The sequence below is a fragment of the Shewanella sp. TC10 genome, from assembly GCF_009663145.1.
GTDB lineage: Bacteria > Pseudomonadota > Gammaproteobacteria > Enterobacterales > Shewanellaceae > Shewanella.
Genome location: NZ_VKHR01000007.1, coordinates 32,920 through 50,147 on the forward strand (window position 1 = coordinate 32,920; position 17,228 = coordinate 50,147).

15 protein-coding genes and 1 pseudogene are annotated in these 17,228 nt (G+C 40.6%); 2 read left to right on the plus strand and 14 right to left on the minus strand.

Going from position 1 to position 17,228, the window contains the following annotated elements; all coding sequences use genetic code 11:
* Nucleotides 1–367: 367 nt before the first annotated feature.
* Nucleotides 368–550: a hypothetical protein gene (locus FNZ24_RS03835; RefSeq protein WP_153913104.1), complete on the plus strand. Its 183-nt coding sequence runs from the start codon at nucleotides 368–370 to the stop codon at nucleotides 548–550.
* 276 nt (nucleotides 551–826) lie between these two features.
* Here the strand turns inward: FNZ24_RS03835 and FNZ24_RS03840 are convergent, their stop codons facing one another.
* The 5 genes from FNZ24_RS03840 to FNZ24_RS03860 form a co-directional block, all read right to left on the minus strand.
* Nucleotides 827–1,159 (minus strand): hypothetical protein, encoded by a 333-nt coding sequence (locus FNZ24_RS03840; protein WP_153913105.1) that lies wholly within the window; start codon nucleotides 1,157–1,159, stop codon nucleotides 827–829.
* 72 nt (nucleotides 1,160–1,231) lie between these two features.
* The gene (locus FNZ24_RS03845; protein ID WP_153913106.1) at nucleotides 1,232–1,645 is read right to left on the minus strand and encodes a VOC family protein; all 414 of its coding nucleotides are present in this window, start codon (nucleotides 1,643–1,645) and stop codon (nucleotides 1,232–1,234) included.
* Between the two features lie 208 nt (nucleotides 1,646–1,853).
* Nucleotides 1,854–2,606, minus strand: a complete 753-nt coding sequence (gene lepB / locus FNZ24_RS03850) for a signal peptidase I (protein ID WP_153913107.1) — start codon at nucleotides 2,604–2,606, stop codon at nucleotides 1,854–1,856.
* Between the two features lie 315 nt (nucleotides 2,607–2,921).
* On the minus strand, nucleotides 2,922–3,824 hold the full coding sequence (locus tag FNZ24_RS03855; RefSeq protein ID WP_153913108.1) for a dienelactone hydrolase family protein: 903 nt from the start codon (nucleotides 3,822–3,824) through the stop codon (nucleotides 2,922–2,924).
* Between the two features lie 134 nt (nucleotides 3,825–3,958).
* Complete coding sequence (locus FNZ24_RS03860; RefSeq protein ID WP_153913109.1) at nucleotides 3,959–4,207, minus strand: DUF2164 domain-containing protein; 249 nt, start codon at nucleotides 4,205–4,207, stop codon at nucleotides 3,959–3,961.
* A gap of 135 nt (nucleotides 4,208–4,342) precedes the next feature.
* On the opposite strand from FNZ24_RS03860, the pseudogene FNZ24_RS21625 reads away from it, so the two are divergent.
* Nucleotides 4,343–4,540: pseudogene (locus FNZ24_RS21625) on the plus strand (hypothetical protein); the annotation flags it as partial.
* 88 nt (nucleotides 4,541–4,628) lie between these two features.
* Here FNZ24_RS21625 and purF read toward each other — a convergent pair.
* The 9 genes from purF to fabB all read right to left on the minus strand — a co-directional run bounded on the left by purF (nucleotide 4,629) and on the right by fabB (nucleotide 17,134).
* On the minus strand, nucleotides 4,629–6,140 hold the full coding sequence (gene purF / locus FNZ24_RS03865) for an amidophosphoribosyltransferase (RefSeq protein WP_153913110.1): 1,512 nt from the start codon (nucleotides 6,138–6,140) through the stop codon (nucleotides 4,629–4,631).
* A 33-nt stretch (nucleotides 6,141–6,173) separates the two neighbouring features.
* Complete coding sequence (locus FNZ24_RS03870; protein ID WP_153913111.1) at nucleotides 6,174–6,662, minus strand: CvpA family protein; 489 nt, start codon at nucleotides 6,660–6,662, stop codon at nucleotides 6,174–6,176.
* Between the two features lie 115 nt (nucleotides 6,663–6,777).
* The gene (gene dedD / locus FNZ24_RS03875) at nucleotides 6,778–7,446 is read right to left on the minus strand and encodes a cell division protein DedD (protein WP_153913112.1); all 669 of its coding nucleotides are present in this window, start codon (nucleotides 7,444–7,446) and stop codon (nucleotides 6,778–6,780) included.
* Nucleotides 7,447–7,450: 4 nt separating this feature from the next.
* Complete coding sequence (gene folC, locus FNZ24_RS03880) at nucleotides 7,451–8,770, minus strand: bifunctional tetrahydrofolate synthase/dihydrofolate synthase (protein WP_153913113.1); 1,320 nt, start codon at nucleotides 8,768–8,770, stop codon at nucleotides 7,451–7,453.
* Between the two features lie 56 nt (nucleotides 8,771–8,826).
* On the minus strand, nucleotides 8,827–9,612 hold the full coding sequence (gene truA, locus FNZ24_RS03885; RefSeq protein ID WP_153913114.1) for a tRNA pseudouridine(38-40) synthase TruA: 786 nt from the start codon (nucleotides 9,610–9,612) through the stop codon (nucleotides 8,827–8,829).
* A 115-nt stretch (nucleotides 9,613–9,727) separates the two neighbouring features.
* Complete coding sequence (locus FNZ24_RS03890) at nucleotides 9,728–13,321, minus strand: FimV/HubP family polar landmark protein (RefSeq protein ID WP_153913115.1); 3,594 nt, start codon at nucleotides 13,319–13,321, stop codon at nucleotides 9,728–9,730.
* A gap of 179 nt (nucleotides 13,322–13,500) precedes the next feature.
* Nucleotides 13,501–14,517, minus strand: coding sequence for an aspartate-semialdehyde dehydrogenase (locus FNZ24_RS03895; protein ID WP_153913116.1), 1,017 nt, complete (start codon nucleotides 14,515–14,517; stop codon nucleotides 13,501–13,503).
* Between the two features lie 2 nt (nucleotides 14,518–14,519).
* Complete coding sequence (locus FNZ24_RS03900) at nucleotides 14,520–15,662, minus strand: 4-phosphoerythronate dehydrogenase (protein WP_153913117.1); 1,143 nt, start codon at nucleotides 15,660–15,662, stop codon at nucleotides 14,520–14,522.
* A 260-nt stretch (nucleotides 15,663–15,922) separates the two neighbouring features.
* Nucleotides 15,923–17,134, minus strand: coding sequence for a beta-ketoacyl-ACP synthase I (gene fabB, locus FNZ24_RS03905; RefSeq protein ID WP_153913118.1), 1,212 nt, complete (start codon nucleotides 17,132–17,134; stop codon nucleotides 15,923–15,925).
* Nucleotides 17,135–17,228: the final 94 nt, after the last annotated feature.

Consider the following 17,228-nt stretch of genomic DNA (forward strand, 5'->3'; position numbering starts at 1 on the left):
TGTATATAATTACAGTAAAAAATTACAGTAATTAATAAAAGTTTTTTAACTTTAGCGATAAATAATTTTGTTTGGTAATCGATGGCAAGAAATGACGTCTGCACGACAAAATATTACGTTCAAGCAAGCTAACGAGCTAAAACAGGCAAGTTTTGAGCTATTTCTTGTAGTTAATTTTCATAACCGAAAAACAAAGAATATAAAATAGCCCCTATTGCCATACAATTGACTTTTTAAGACATCAAAAACAAACGTTTCATCTGAGTTCGCATCATTAAAGCTGAAATAAAGTTGATCTAGATCATCATTGTCAACTAATTCATGGGATAGGTTTAGTTATCGCAAATTTTGAGCTCAGGAGCCCGTTATGGAATTGAAACAATGTGAGAAGTGTTACACAGACGTCTGCGTAAACGGGAAATGGTTTCATCATGATCATTTGACCACAAGTGCTTATATGTTAAATGGTGGCTCACCAGAAATGGTTGAACTTGCTAAAATGCCAACCACTGAAACTGAGTTAGTCGATATGCTGACCAGCACTTTCTGATTAAGCTTGATTGAGTTTATTCAGCCTAAAAGTGGCAACAAAGCGCTATGAGCTTTGATAAAAAAGCAGTTTTAAAGCTGCTTTTTTTATGCCCGCTATTTAAGCCCGCTACCAGAGTATTTTGTGGCTTTGACACTGGGTTCTAATAGACAACGTACTTATAGGCAAAGAACTTATAAGCAAAGTACTTATAAGCAAAGTACTGATGACTATATTGAAAAGAGCTCAGTGCTATCGGGCTTTCGATTAATCACTTACCTTGTACTTACTCAGCAGCTAATCAGCATTTTCTGCTAGCTGCTTAGCTTTCATCGTACGAACCATTAAAATAACGATAGCGGTGAATGCAGGGCTCAATATCATCAGTGCAGTTTTGGTTGACCATACCATAAGCAGTACATCGAGATCGTTATGAGATGTGTAACCATCAACAGGGAAATAGAAAATCAACAACCACAATGGTATTGAGCTTATGGCAATATGAAGTATGTACTTGCTGTTAACCTCTCGCTGTTTAGCTTTTTTATTGCACAGATGAATAACACCAATGGTGATAGCGGAAAAAACCACTGTCACACCCCATAAAATAAAAGCAATCACCATTCCCATTTATTACCTCTACAAACCAATAATTAAACTTAACAATTGCATTAAATACGGCTTTTAATACTAGTTATCGCTTTATTTAGCAGGCCTATTCAACTGCAGTAAATCCCATTTATTGCCGTATAAATCTTGAAACACCACGACAGTGCCATATTCTTCAACCCTAGGCTCCTCATTGAATACCACTTCATTGGCCTGCATTAACTTATAGTCACGCCAAAAATCGTTAGTTTGAAGAAACAAAAACACCCGACCTCCAGTTTGATTACCCACCGATTGTTTTTGAGTGTCATTACTGGCTTGGGCTAATAGCAATTTGGTGCCATTACCATTTGGCGGTGAAACTAACACCCAACGTTTTCCATCGCCTAAATCGGTATCTTCGACCAAGGTAAACTGTAGTTTTTGAGTGTAGAAGGCAATAGCGTCATCATAATCGTCAACGACTAATGCAATCATTCCGATTTGCTGTTGAGTGGCAGTCGACATGCAATGTCCTTTTAATTGAATGTGTAATTAGCACTGAGATTGTAAGGCTTTAATTTGAAAAAAATCTTATTTATTTTATTGATATTAAACAAGTTAAACTAGAAAAGACATGCTTAAATTGAGCGAGAAGTAAAAAATAAGCCACTCATAAATGAGTGGCTTATTTTGAATTAATTGATCGGCAAAGAGTAAAGTGCTTTAGCCACTTTTAGCCACTGACGAGGGAATGGAAAAACCTATCTTGTCTTGGTAAATAGTAATTATCATAATTAAAAGACATCACAACACTTTTTGTGCGTCCAATGATTTCATTGCGAGGGACAAATCCTATAACTCGTGAATCAGCGCTGTTATCCCGGTTATCACCTAGTACGAGATAATAACCGGACGGCACAGTGACCTCGTTAAAGCTGGAGCGTTTTGAGCCCAATGTATTGACTCTTATTGAATGCTCTACGCCGAGTAAATCTTCGATTTTATCCTGTGAATTAAGGCTGCTTGATAATTGGCTACTTGATGATTGGCTGCTTGATAATTGGCTAACTGGCTCACCATCGAGTTCAAGTTTTTGAGATACTTTACCTGTTAGTGCTACATCCTCCTGATAGCTAATGCTTTGATGATTAATCACCAGTTGATTATTGTTTAGCGCAACGGTGTCACCAGGTACTCCAACCACACGTTTTACCAATCTATTTCCTGCAGCTTCAGAGTCAAAAATAATAATGTCGCCGCGAGCTGGATCGCCTGTTTTATATAATGAAACATGAGTAAAAGGAATGCGAACATCATAAGCCATTTTGTTTGCAAGAATTCTGTCACCGATTAATATGCTTGGTTTCATTGAGCCTGTAGGAACGGTATACCAATCAGCGACTGCACTTCTGAATACGCTCATTAGCGCAATAAAAATGAGCAGTGATTTATATTCTTTTAGAAATTTTGCGAGTTTGTTTATCATCATAATCCCTTATGTTTAGTGGTGCGCTTAGTGTTAGGGTTAAGCTTACAACTTTACGCTTGCTGTCTGATTCAAAGTATCGAGTATTTGATTGAAGCAATTTAAAGGCCACTATTATTTACCCATAAATTCAGAGGTTTAAAATTTTTATAGGGTAACTAAAATGAGTAATATCACCATATTTTAGTCTTTTAACCTAAACAAGTGGTATGTCGTTATATGAAAATGAGCTAAACAAACCGCTAGCTAAGGAAATGTGGCATTAAAAAGGAAGCCGAAGCTTCCTTTTAAAGTGACATCATCAATGAAGGGGCGTTAACTCAATTTCTCAGTAAAGAAGCTAATGGTACGCTCCCATGCAAGTTTGGCGTTGGCTTCGTCATAGCGGCCAGTCGAGTCGTTATGAAAACCATGTTTAGCACCTTTATACATATGCATTTGATAAGGTACGTTATAACGCTTTAAATCAGCTTCGTAATCAGGCCATGATTTATTAACCCTTTCGTCTTCTTCGCCGAGTTGTACCATCAATGATGCTTTAATATTTTCTCGAAGTTCTTTTTTAGCGGGTGTTCCATAAAAAGGGACACCTGCGCTAAGCAAGTCAGATTCGACTGCTGCAAGATAATTGACAATATAGCCGCCAAAACAAAAACCTACAGCGCCTAGCTTACCATTACTGTTTTCATGGGATTTTAAAAACTTGGCCGCAGCAATAAAGTCCTGCTGAATTTTATCGCGGTCCATTGAGCGTTGCATCGCCCGCCCTTCGTCATCATTACCAGGATAGCCACCAAGTGGATATAGCGCATCTGGCGCGAATGCAATAAATCCAGCTTTAGCAAGACGGCGAGCGACATCTTTAACATAAGGATTTAAGCCACGATTTTCGTGAATAACTAATACAACTGGCAAAGGGGCAACTTTGTCTTCAGCTTGACTCACGGGAACCACCAAGTAGCCTTGGCCTTTGCCATACCCCTGTGGTGAGTCAAATGTCTCATAGGTGGCTTTGATATCTGCATCATTAAATGATACTTGCTCTGCTAGTGCGTAATTGGGGAGTAATGCAGAAGTCAGTACACTCATGGAGTAACCTACAGCGACTAAGGTACCCAGTTTCTTCATGAAGGTTCGACGGTCCATGCCACCGTGGGCATATTCATCGTACCAATCAAATGCTTCTTGCGGGATATCATTTCTTTGTGGCTGAGACATTGTCTTTCCTCCATTTTGAATCATTTAAGATTGAGTTTCTTTGACTAACCTAGGGGAGGAAAAGCACAATGTAAATAGTTTGTCGTACAAATAGTAAATGACTGATTTACTTGAGAAGCTATTTTATATCTTTTTCAATATCGTATATCTTTCTCAATACCGTATATATCTTCATCAATGGTCTCGATACGTGCTTCGAATATTGCTCGTGCATCATGTAAGCCACGGTTATAAAAGTGCGCACCAATATTACTGGCAAAGAAATCCAATAAAAATTCGGCATCGAACTGACCTAAATCTTGGTCTAGCTCATCTTCAAAATAGGTTTGAATTTTTTGCACCATCAGTTCGCGCTGTTCTGCAGTAAACTCAATTTTAGACATCTGCTTGGCTCTCCGTACACATCTTAATTATCTGCGTAAATTAACAAATTAAACCGCTTAGCCCTAGGGCCTGTTGATCTTTGCTGGTTAAATTTTGTTCGAAGTAAAAGCGTTTTAATCGAGGCGGATGAGTTGATGCCTAGTCATCTAAGCAAAATTCATCCAACAAAGAGTAAAACGCTTTTAGTCGAACCCTTCGGGCAGCGTTTGTTGGTCATTTTTACTGCGTTATCGACTTTTTATGTAGAATAACTACACCACAAAGTCTCTGCCTTGTATAAATGGCCAACAATTCGCTGTAAAAACAACCTTGAAAGATCAACAGGCCCTAATCATTTACAATCAAGGCTATGTTGTTTTTACATTATCCAAAAACAAAAAAGCCAGCTTTCGCTGGCTTTTAACAAACAGTCACTACAAATTAAGGATGACAGACATTATGCATTTCTAAGTTAGTGCCGATGTCTTTGCTATTCGCCTTCGCGTCATCATTACGTAACTGCGTTAAGTGGTCTAAGTAAGCTTGGTCAACATCGTTTGTGATGTATTGGCCATCGAATACTGATGTTTCAAAACGCTTAATTTCAGGGTTTTCCATGCCTACTGCATCAACCAAATCTGTTAAGTCTTGGAAGATAATACCGTCAGCACCGATGATTTTTGCAATCTCATCTGCATCACGGCCATGAGCAATCAGCTCATTAGTTGTTGGCATATCGATACCGTAAACGTTAGGGAAACGAATCTCAGGTGCTGCTGAAGCAAAGTAAACTTTCTTTGCGCCTGCTTCACGTGCCATTTCGATGATCTGCTCAGACGTGGTACCACGAACGATTGAGTCATCGACTAACAATACGTTTTTACCTTTAAACTCAGTATTAATGGCATTCAGCTTACGACGTACTGACTTCTTACGCTCTTGCTGACCCGGCATAATGAACGTACGGCCAATGTAACGGTTTTTAACGAAACCTTGGCGGTAAGGAAGGTCCATACAACGCGCAATTTCTAATGCGATATCACATGATGTTTCAGGAATTGGGATAACCACATCAATATCATGATCTTCCCATTCTTTTTGAATTTTAGCGCCTAGTTTTGCGCCCATGTTTACGCGGCTGCCATAAACTGAAATTTTGTCCATCGCTGAATCTGGACGTGCAAAATATACAAATTCAAAAATACATGGTGCATAGCTTGGTTCAATCGCACATTGGCGAGTAAATAGCTGACCATCTAATGAGATGTAAATCGCTTCACCCGGCGCGACATCACGCATCACTTCGAAACCTACAGCATCAAGAGCAACACTTTCTGATGCAACCATGTACTCAGTACCTGTTGGTGTTTCATGCTTACCAAGTACTAATGGGCGGATACCGAATGGGTCGCGAAATGCCACTAAACCTTGGCCGATGATCATAGCAGCTACTGCGTAAGCGCCACGAGTTTGGGCGTGTACTTTAGCGACTGCATCAAACACTTCATCAGCACTTAACGTTAAGCTGCGAGTTTCTTGAAGTTCATCAGCTAACAAGTTAAGTAACACTTCAGAATCTGAGGTGGTATTAACATGACGGCGCTTTTTCACTAGGCTTTCTGCAAGCTCAACCGTGTTGGTTAAGTTACCGTTATGCGCTAATGAAATACCGAATGGTGAGTTAACATAAAATGGCTGCGCTTCAGAAGCGCTTGAACTACCTGCTGTTGGGTAACGCACGTGTCCAATACCTGCTTTACCTTGCAGGCGCTGCATATGTTTAACTTCGAAAACGTCTTTAACTAGTCCATTTGCCTTACGTAAACGAAACGCGTTCTTGTCAACAGTCACAATACCTGCTGCATCTTGACCACGGTGCTGAAGCACGGTCAATGCGTCATAAATGGTTTGATTAACCGATGACTGACCAACTATTCCGACGATACCACACATGGGTAAGCTTCCTCATTGTAAGATGTTTTATATTTATATTTTGGGTACAAAGCTGGATGTGTTTTCCAAGTAGTCAAAAAACCACTGAATAACAATTCCAAATTGGGGTACAAGTTCTGACTCTTTCCACCAGTCTTGACTTGGCGAACCGGTAAAAGCATCCAGAAAAAATAAGATAGCGCTGACAATTAATGCCCCGCGCAAAGCACCAAAGCACAAGCCTAAGACTCGGTCGGTGCCTGACAAACCGGTTTTTGAAACCAGTTGGCCTAATAAGTAATTAACTAGGGCGCCTAAAATAAGCGTAGAAATAAATAACACGGCTATGGCTACACCATTGCGTGTCATTTCGTCGTTCATTTGCGTTAAATGAACGGCTAAATCTTGATAAAATTGGCTGGCAATAAAGAAGGCGGCAAACCAAACCACTAAAGACATGGCTTCTTTGGCAAATCCGCGGATCAAACTGATGACAGTTGATAAGCCGATGACGATGAGAATAGCGTAATCAATCCAAACCATTGAGATGGGGATCCGGTATAGATGTTAAGACGGCGCGATTCTAACAGAGACAGAAAACTTTCTCACCAACTGCTAGATAAATTGACTTTGCGCTGTGCCAAACAATAGTGAATAGTTAGTTTTCTAGGGGATTGTATTGAACAATCTTACCTTGAAGACCATTAAGTTTTTTGATTTTTGCCTGATATGTTTTGAGCTTGTCAGCCGAAAGCTCTGGACCTACAAACACCTTAGTTAATGAGCCATCAATAGGTTTTACTGGCAAGGTATAAGCAGTGAATCCATTTTGTCTGAGCTTTTTAACTAACTCTTCAACATTTTTGGCATTATTAAAACCACCAAGCTGCAAGGTGTAACCTGCTTTAATAGGTTCAACTTTTTTAACTGCTGGAGTCGTTTTAGCAACTTGTTTTGGGCTAGTTTCTTTAGCTTGGGTTTCTTTAGCTTGGGTTTCTTTGGCTTTAGTTGCATTATTTCCAGATTTGTTTCCAGAATTGTTTTTTACAGAGTCTGCTTCTTTTTTAGCAGTCTCCTTATTGGAAGCTTGTTCTGAACTACCTAAATCTTGGGTTTGAGCGATTTCTTCAACTTCAAAGGTTTCAGGTGTATACCCTTCACCAATAACATCGCTTGTTTGCTCATTGATAACAGGTCGCAGAGGGATCTCAGTAAACTCTTCGATTTCTCGTTGTTTTTTGCCATCCAGCAAGTCAGGCAAAAAAATCACCCCAAGTGCCACGATAACGACTGTTCCTACTAATCTATTTTGAAATTGAGCAGACAATTGTTTATTCCCTTTCTAAAATTTTGCTAAAGCCAGCCACAGTGTAAAATGAGCCAAAAACAATTACCACATCATCCGCGTTTATATTTGCGTTAATGCCCTGCCAAGCTTGCTCGATTGAATCAAACTGTGATGACATCGCTTTGTTGGCGCCACTTTTAGCTAACTGACTCGCTAATGATTCTGCATCTAAACCGCGCTCAACATCTAAACCAGTAAAATACCATTCATCCACGGTGTCAGTCAGCTGTGCTAGCACTGCAGAGGCATCTTTATCTTTTAACATGCCGCACAAAGCAACAATGCGAGCAGGTTTATATTGCTGTAATTGCGATGCTAAATATTTTGCTGCGTGGGGATTATGAGCAACATCAACGAGTACAACGGGCTTATCAAGCACTTGCTCCAATCGACCAGAAAGGCTCGCCGTCGCAATTCCTTTGGTAATGTGTTCAGCGCTAATAGATGGCCATGTTTGCTCTATCACTGCGATTGCTGTGGCTGCATTGGCAAGTGGTAACTTAGGTAAAACTAATTTGTTAAACACGGTATCACGGCCGTTAAATTGCCATGTATCGCCATTAAGATGGTAGCTAAAGTCTTGGTTAACTTGATAAACATTAGCATTAATTTCAGCAGCATATTCAAGGACAGTTGTTGGTAAATCAGGCTCGCCAATGACGGCTAGGCGATTAGCTCTAAATATTCCTGCTTTCTCACGCCCAACAAGCTCTCGAGTATCACCTAGGTATTCTTGATGGTCGATATCAATCGAGGTAATGACTGTGACATCTGCATCAATGATATTGGTGGCATCTAAACGGCCACCTAAGCCGACTTCAAGTAAAATAACATCTGGCTTTTGTTGCTTAAAAATATATAAACCAGCAAGGGTGGCGTACTCAAAAAAGCTTAAGGATATTTCTGCAAGACCACTTTGTGTTCTTGCATCTTCAATTGCTTGAAATGCTGAGATGAGTTGTTGGTCAGAGACATCTTGATGATTTAGACGAACTCGCTCATTAAAGTGCTCTAAATGAGGTGAGCTGTATACTCCAACCGTTTTACCTGCTTGCAGTAATACCGATTCAATCATGGCACAAGTGGTGCCTTTACCATTTGTGCCTGCAACGGTGACAACCGTTGAGTCTGGGTTTAATAACGCTAAACGTTTTGCGACTTCTGTGACACGAGTTAAGCCCATTTCTATCTCAGTAGGATGAATAGAAAGTAAATAATCCAGCCACTGTAACAAGCTCGCATTACTGTCTGGAGCTACGATAGCCTGACTATTATTATTGGCGCTGTCGCTTACTGAACTCATGTTTTTCCTTAACTCAACAAGTCATATTCTACTTTAGCCTTAATCACTCGGCTAAATTAATCCAACATAAACAATGGACCCATTGGCGGTTTGGGTAGCTCATAATGCTCAGGGTAAGTCACATCGACTAAATAAAGGCCATTAGGCTTTGAAGTTGGCGCCGCATACTTGCGATCTTTTAATGCTAGCAGCTCATTAACCCATTCAACTTTTTGGTTTGATTGACCAATTTCAATCAAGGTGCCAACAATGTTACGCACCATATGATGTAAAAAAGCATTGGCTTTAATATCAATCATAATGAATCGCCCTTGACGAGTAACATTAATGAATTCAATGGTTCTCACTGGACTGTGGGCTTGGCATTGTAATGCTCTGAAACTGGTAAAATCGTGTTCACCGACAAACAACTGGGCTCCTTGATGCATTAATTGATGATCAAGGTCGTAATGATAATGACTTAAACCATTGCGCAGAATGCCAGGTCTAAACTCACTGTTATCGATGATATAACGGTATCGGCGTGCTGTAGCAGAGAACCGCGCATGGAAAGTATCATCCACTTCTTTAGCCCAGCGAATTGCAATATCGTCAGGTAACTTAGCATTAACGCCTAAAGTCCATGCTGACATTTGCCGTGTAGATTGAGTATCAAAATGCACGACTTGCCCTGTGCCATGAACGCCTGAGTCGGTTCTACCGGCACAAATTATCTCAATTGGTTCATTGGCTATTGATGATAAAGCCGCTTCGATTCTGGCTTGCACAGAAACAACTTCTTTCTGTCGTTGCCAACCAAAGTACTGACTACCATCATATTCGACACCTAACGCCACACGCATTGAAATAACCCTCAAATTTAAAGAGCGCGCATTTTAGCACAAAAAAAACGGCGCATGCATGCTGCGCCGTTTCCTCATTTTTACTGCTTAGTTAACACACTATATTCGCTGTTTATTAGCTCATATCTTTGAGCAATTTGCCTGCTTCTGTTTGCTGGCGTTCATTACCGTCAATTTGAACTTCTTTTAAAATCGCTTTAGCTGCGTCTTCATCTTCAATTTCAATGTAGGCACGGGCTAAGTCTAATTTGGCGTTAACTGAATTCTCTTCATCATCAACATCAATCATTTCAGCGTTACCAATGAGAGAATTTACCTCACCCATATCAACATCGACATCTTTATATTGATCGCTTATCTCAACATCTTCATCGGCATCATTAAGTAACTTGTCGATATCAATAAAGCCATTTTCTTGCTCAAAGGTATTCAGCATGTCATCTGAAGGCTCACTAGATAGCGTTTTTTCAGGACTAAGGTTTTGAGTCTGTTCTGGCGCAAGCTCTGGAGTAAGTTCAGCACTTGGTTGCACATCACTTTTATCAGCGCCTTTGGCTTCTTGAGCATCTAAAGCCGCTAGGGCTTCATCAACAGTTAAATTATCGTCAACCAATTGATAACTATCATCATCGGTATCAAGTTCTTCAACTTGTTCTGAAGCCGGATGATTTGACGCTTGTTGGAATAAATCGGCTTCCCAATCTAAGCTCTGAGATCCGCTTTTCTTAGATTTTAAATCATCAAAAAAGCCTGACTCTTTAGCCACTAGATCAGTGTCTGGTTGTTCTTCGACATTAAGCTCGTTTTCAGCAGTGCTTAATTCAGGCTCGTTATCAGTTACAGAAAGCTCTGATAACATGGCATCAAAGTCTTGTTCAGAAATCGACTCTTGTTCAGAAGCAGTCTCTTGTACAGAACTAATTTCTTGTTCAGAAACAGTCTCTTGCTCTGAACTAGCATCATCATTTGAGAATAATGGCACTTCTTCGTCTGCAATTTTATCAACATCAAAATCAGCTAGAAGTGCATCTAACTCGTCAATATCTGAATCTTGTTCGTTATGACTTTGCTGCGATAGCTCATCTTCATGCTCTGCTGCCAAAAGTTCAGCAACAAGTGGGTCTTCATTGGTGTCTGTTGATGCTGGTAAGTCATCTTGAATATTTAATGCAGACTCATCACCAGGAGCAAATTTTAGCTCAGTGCTGTTATCGTTAGCCTCAATTTCTTCTTGAACGTCTGATGAATCAATAGCAGTTTCTTGCTGATTGTTTACATCTAAATCAGCTAATAACTCATCAAAATCTGGCTCAGCTTTATCTAATTCTGCCTCTGCTTCAGCCTCTTCTACAATGTCATTCTCTGGAGAGGATTGAGGTTCAGTAGCTTCAATATCTGCAATAATGTCACTAATTTCTTGGCTTGGCTCTGATGTAGAATCTAAACCTACTTCTAAGTCTGAATCTGAGCTCAGCTCATTTGTAGCATCTAAATCAGTTGAACTTTGCTCAAACTCATCTTGTTCAGCTTCTTGCGTCGTCTCAGACTCTAGCTCTGATATCAGAGAATCAATATCGTCATTGTCAGATGCTATAGAAAGTTCTGATTCAATTTCTTCAAGCTCAGCATTCAAGACTTGCTCAACATCAAGACCTTCATTTGAAAGAGGAGCAAACTCTTTTTCAGGGTCCACCTCAGCAACCAGCTCATCAATATTAGCGGTTTCATCAAGGCTAAGTGATACGTCATCTTCTAACTCAGCTGCAATTTCTGCAGTAAAGTCATGCTCTTCTTCAGCGGGAGCATCAATAGAAGCTAATAACGCATCTAAATCATCTTCAGCGACAACTTCTGTTTGCTCTGATGGCTCTTGATTGAGTTCTTGATTGAGTTCTTGATCTTGGCTTGACTCTACCTTTGACTCGACCTCTGATTCAGTTGATGTCTCAGCTGGCAAATCAAAATCAGCTAATAAACTATCAATATCATCCTGAGGTTCTGTTACTTTGACTTCAGGTTCTGCTTCAGATGGTCCAGAATTGGCATTATCAGGAGTATCAAAACCAGCTAATAGGTTGTCGATATCATCTTGTTCTTGTGTATCAGGCTCACTCTCGGCTGCATCAGCACTTGATTCTGGCTCATCAAAGCCTGCCAATAAATTATCGATGTCATCCTGTGGGTCAGACTCACTCTCGGCTGTATCAGCACTTGGTTCTGGCTCATCAAAGCCTGCCAATAAGTTATCGATATCATCTTGTGGGTCAGACTCACTCTCGGCTGTATCAGCGCTTGATTCTGACTCATCAAAGCCTGCTAACAGGTTATCTAAATCATCTTCATCAGCGACACTATCATTACTGGTGACTTCCTCGGCTGCCTCAGAGTTATCTGATTCAATTGGCGTATCTAAGCCTTCTAGCAGACTATCAAGATCATCTTCATCAGCTTCTAGAGGTTGAAGGTCTTCCTCTTGTTCTTCCATCGCTTCAGCCCAAAGATCATCTAATGATGTTCCTTCAGCTTCTTCTGCGCTATCAGCATCTTCAGTGATATACATGTCAGCGTCAGAAGAATCATCAAGACTTAGCTCCTCTGTGGCAGCTGTTTCTAACTCCATCAAATCATCTATGTTTTCTGATGCTGCTTCGTCTTCATCTAAATGTATGGCTAAGTTTTCAACATCATCAACTTCTGCTTCTGGCTGAGTCAGTGGCTGGGCAATTTCTTCGGCGGTTTCTGCCTCACTAGCTTCGGCGGCTTTACTCTTACGACGCATTAGCCAAAATATAAGTAAGAAAATAATGATTAGTGGCAGCGCTGCAACTACTGCTAACACCAGCATATTGTCTGAAATTGAGCGCCAGAAATCAGTAGGTTCTTCCACAACTTCAGGCTGGTTATTTTGCTCAACTAACTGTTGGTGCGCTGTTTCTAACCCTTGGTATTTTTCTGTCAGTAACTGAAAGTCTTCTTGCATTGCAGAAAGCTGCAAGGTGAGTTCTTGAATCTTGGCTTTTAATGCGGCGTTATCAGCGTCTTTAACCATCAACATATCTTCTGAACGGGCTAATTCATCTGTCAGAGATAATGCTTTGGATTGAGCTTCTTCTAATTTAACCGTTAATTCATCTATCTGAGGTTTGCTTTGCTCTGCAGCTTGTTTAGCAAGCTCTTCGGCCGTGGGTTGTTTGGGGTCAGCGACAATCTGCAACGGTTTCTGCGCTGAAGGCTGATTATTAGCACTAGGAATAGCAGGGCTTGTGGCACTAATGTTTGTGGCGCTAATGTTTGTGGCGCTAGGCTTATTTGCATTAGGCAGACGTTTGTCGTTATTTTCTGCTCGGGTTTTCGCTTCACTACGACTAATTTGAACCATAACATCTGCAGAAGGTATTAATAACGTCATGCCACGTTCTAAGGAATTGTAATTATCACTACTAAAGGCATGAGGGTTGGCATCAAATAACGCTGCCATAACTTGATAAACAGAGATGTCTTGATTAGGTCTAACTTTCTGAGCAATGCTCCAAAAGGTATCAGCAGATGTTGTAGGACCGTATTGACGAGTTGCAGCTGAACTCACTTCACCATTTGGGCCTGTAATTCTGAGCGTTTCTGCATGGGCAGGCTCGATAAAATGAGAAGCAGAAACAACGGCCATTGCACAGGCCATAATGCCAACAAAATAAGAAGTACGAAAAATCATCAATCTTTCCCTTTGAGCGCGATCGAGTTGTCTTCATGACAACTGGCTTTAGGTCATTTATTTTTATTAATTAAGACTATAAACCAGATTTAGTCACCCTGCTACTGCTGACAGCGGTAAAACGAAAAAAGCCTGCAGGCTGCAGGCTTTTTAGTCTAAATAACTCAATTCATAGTAGATTAATAGTAATCTCTAATAAGAACTTCAGCTATTTGAACACTGTTTAAAGCAGCACCTTTACGGATGTTATCGGCCGTAACCCATAAATTTATACCGTAATCGTGAGAAATATCTTTTCTTACTCGACCAACAAACACAGGGTCTGTACCCGCTGAGTCTGTCACCACTGTTGGGTAGTCCTCATCGCTTTCGAATAACACAACACCTTCAGCATCACGTAACACTGCTTTCACTTCTTCCGCTTCAACAGGTTGACGAGTTTCTAAATGTACTGCTTCTGAATGACCGTAGAATACAGGAACGCGAACAGCTGTTGGGTTAACCACAATATCGTGATCGCCAAAAATCTTTTGTGTTTCCCACACCATTTTCATTTCTTCTTTGGTGTAGCCGTTTTCCATAAACACATCGATTTGCGGTAAAACGTTAAACGCGATTTGTTTTGGATAAACTTTATTTTCAGCAGGTAAGCCTTGGAGTAACTTTGATGTTTGACCAGCAAGCTCATCAATGGCTTGCTTACCAGAACCCGATACAGACTGGTATGTGGCAACGTTAATACGTGAAATACCAAATGCATCATAAATTGGTTTTAGTGCCACTAACATTTGAATCGTTGAACAGTTAGGGTTAGCAATAATATTGCGGTTACGGAAGTCAGCAATTGCTTGCGGGTTAACTTCAGGTACAACAAGTGGAACATCAATGTCATAACGGAAGTGCGAGGTGTTATCAATCACAACACAACCATTTTCTGCCGCTATTGGAGCCCACTTAGCAGATACATCACCACCAGCAGAGAAAAAGCCGATTTGAGCTTTGCTCCAATCGAACGTGTCCACATCAAGAATTTCAACTTGTTTTCCATTAAAGCTAACGGTATCGCCAGCACTGCGGCTGCTTGCTAATGGGTATAAGTTCGCGACTGGGAATTTTCGCTCTTCGAGGATCTCAATCATAGTTTGACCCACTGCGCCCGACGCACCTAAAACAACAACATTAAATTCTTGTGACATAATTAACGCTCGACTCCTGAAAAACCTAATTTAAACATCCAATCTACCTCAGATTGCCCCGTGTTGACTAGCGACAATGCACTAAATTCACGTCTATGAGTGTGATTTTTTCTCATATGGTCAAACCCATGGTTATTAAGGAAGCTATTTCTAAACAAATAGTCATCATCACTGAGGTTGTAGACTAATCTAGCAATATTGAGTAACTGAACTTCTGTAAGTTCACCATCAATATTTAGTTGGGTAATGTTGAAAGCCGGTAGCAAGTCAGAGACATTTTTATCAACTTCAACCTCTAAAATATCGCATAGCTTTTGGAACAACATATGCGTTCCACGCGCTTTACCTTCTAGGCTGTAACCTGCAATATGTGGCGTTGCAAATTCAACCAAGGGCACTAGCTCAGGCATTGGGTTAGGCTCCCCTTCCCAAACATCTAGCACTAACTTTACATCATCTCTTTGTTGCTTCACTTTTATCAAAGCACGATTATCTATTACTTCGCCGCGACAGCAATTTAGCAACCAAGTATTGGGTTTAAGTTGGTTTAGTTTGGCTTCATCAAACATGTACCAAGTTTTATCTTCACCAGTTCGCGTAATCGGCACATGTAAGCTGATAATATCGGCTTGCTCAATAATGGTATCAAGGGAGACAAACTCTCGAGCAGCATTGGTTATATCACCTTGTTTAGCCAATACTGGATCGCACAATAGCACCTTCATACCGTAAGCTTTTAGGCAATATTCAAGTGCTGAGCCGGTATTGCCAGCACCCACAATGCCAACCACTTTGTTTTGTAATGGCTGCTTAAATCGTTTAGCTAACTCAAGCATTGCAATAAAAGCAAATTCACCCACTGCGGTTGCGTTACAACCAGGCGCATTAGTAAAAGGAATATTTTGCTGCTGTAAATATTCCAAGTCGATATGATCAGTACCTATAGTGGCACTGCCAACAAATTTAAGTTTGTTCGCTTGTGCTAATAACGCTTGATTCACCTTGGTCACTGAACGCACTAATAAAACGTCAACATCAATTAACTGCTCAGGGGTTAACTGGCGGCCATTCACTCGGGTGATTTCACCTAATTCGCCGAATAACGCTTCGACATAAGGCATATTCTCATCAGCAACAATCTTCATACTTTGGGGTTACCATCATAAAACGACACAATTAGCTTATTCTATCAAGTAATGAGAAACAGTCGTTACCTACAAAAACGAAATAATGAATTCTTTTTTGCCTGACAGCTTGTTTAGTCGCGAATCAGTTCATTTAAAAACAAAAAAGCCTTCAACGTTTCCGTTAAAGGCTTTAATCAAGTTTAGCTTTATAAACTGTCATTCTAAAACGATGTTCAAAAAGACTGTGATAAAAGCTAACTCATCATAGTCATAAATAACTATTTAAATTTGCGCATCACTAATGTTGCGTTAGTGCCACCAAATCCAAAGCTGTTACTCATTACAGTAGTTAGTTCAGCATCACGATACTCAGTCACTAATGGAATGCCAGCCGCTTTTTCATCTGGGGTATCAATATTGATACTTGGAGCGATGAAGCTATTTTCCATCATCACTAAGCTGTAAATAGCTTCATGAACACCAGCAGCGCCTAGAGCATGACCTGTCATTGACTTAGTTGAAGCCACTGGCGGGATATTGTCTTGGAATACTTCATGTAACGCTTCAAGTTCACGAACATCACCTACAGGTGTTGATGTACCATGAGTGTTGACATAATCAATGGGTGTATCTACATCAGCAAGTGCCATTTGCATACAACGCACAGCACCTTCTCCTGATGGAGCAACCATATCGTAACCGTCAGAAGATGCACCATAACCGACAATTTCGGCATAAATCTTAGCACCACGTGCTAATGCATGTTCTAACTCTTCAACAACAACGATTCCGCCGCCGCCAGAGATAACAAAGCCGTCACGATCAGCATCATATGTACGAGAAGCCTTTTCAGGTGTTTCATTGTACTTAGTTGATAGTGCGCCCATTGCATCGAAGCCCATGGTGAGGGTCCAATCTAACTCTTCAGCACCACCAGCAAATACCATATCTTGCTTACCCATTTGGATAAGTTCAGCCGCATGGCCAATACAGTGAGCAGAAGTTGCACAAGCTGAACTAATTGAATAGTTCATGCCTTTAATTTTGAATGGCGTAGCTAAACATGCACTTGCCGTGCTGGCCATGATGCGAGGTACAATGTATGGACCTACACGTTTAACGCCTTTGTCACGTAGCTTATCAGCTGCTTCAACTTGGTTTTTAGAAGATGCACCACCTGTGCCTACAACTAAACCCACACGATGGTGAGAATATTGTTCTTCAGTTAAGTTTGCATCGCTGATAGCTTCTTGCATAGCAATGTATGCATAAGCTGCAGCATCGCCCATAAAACGTAGCGCTTTACGATCAATGTGATCTGCTGGGTTTAATTTAATCTCGCCCCACACATGGCTGCGTAATTTCATTTCTTCGAATTGGTCAGAATGGGTAATACCACTACGTCCAGCTTTGAGTGAATCTGTCACTTCTTGCTTGTTATTACCGATGCTTGAAACAACACCTAAACCTGTTATTACGACTCTTTTCATTTTTTGCTATCCATTTTGTACGTGTCAGTACCTAATTTTGCTGCCGCAATGATATCCGCTTTAGACGAATAAAGTGGTCAGCTTTCAACAAACA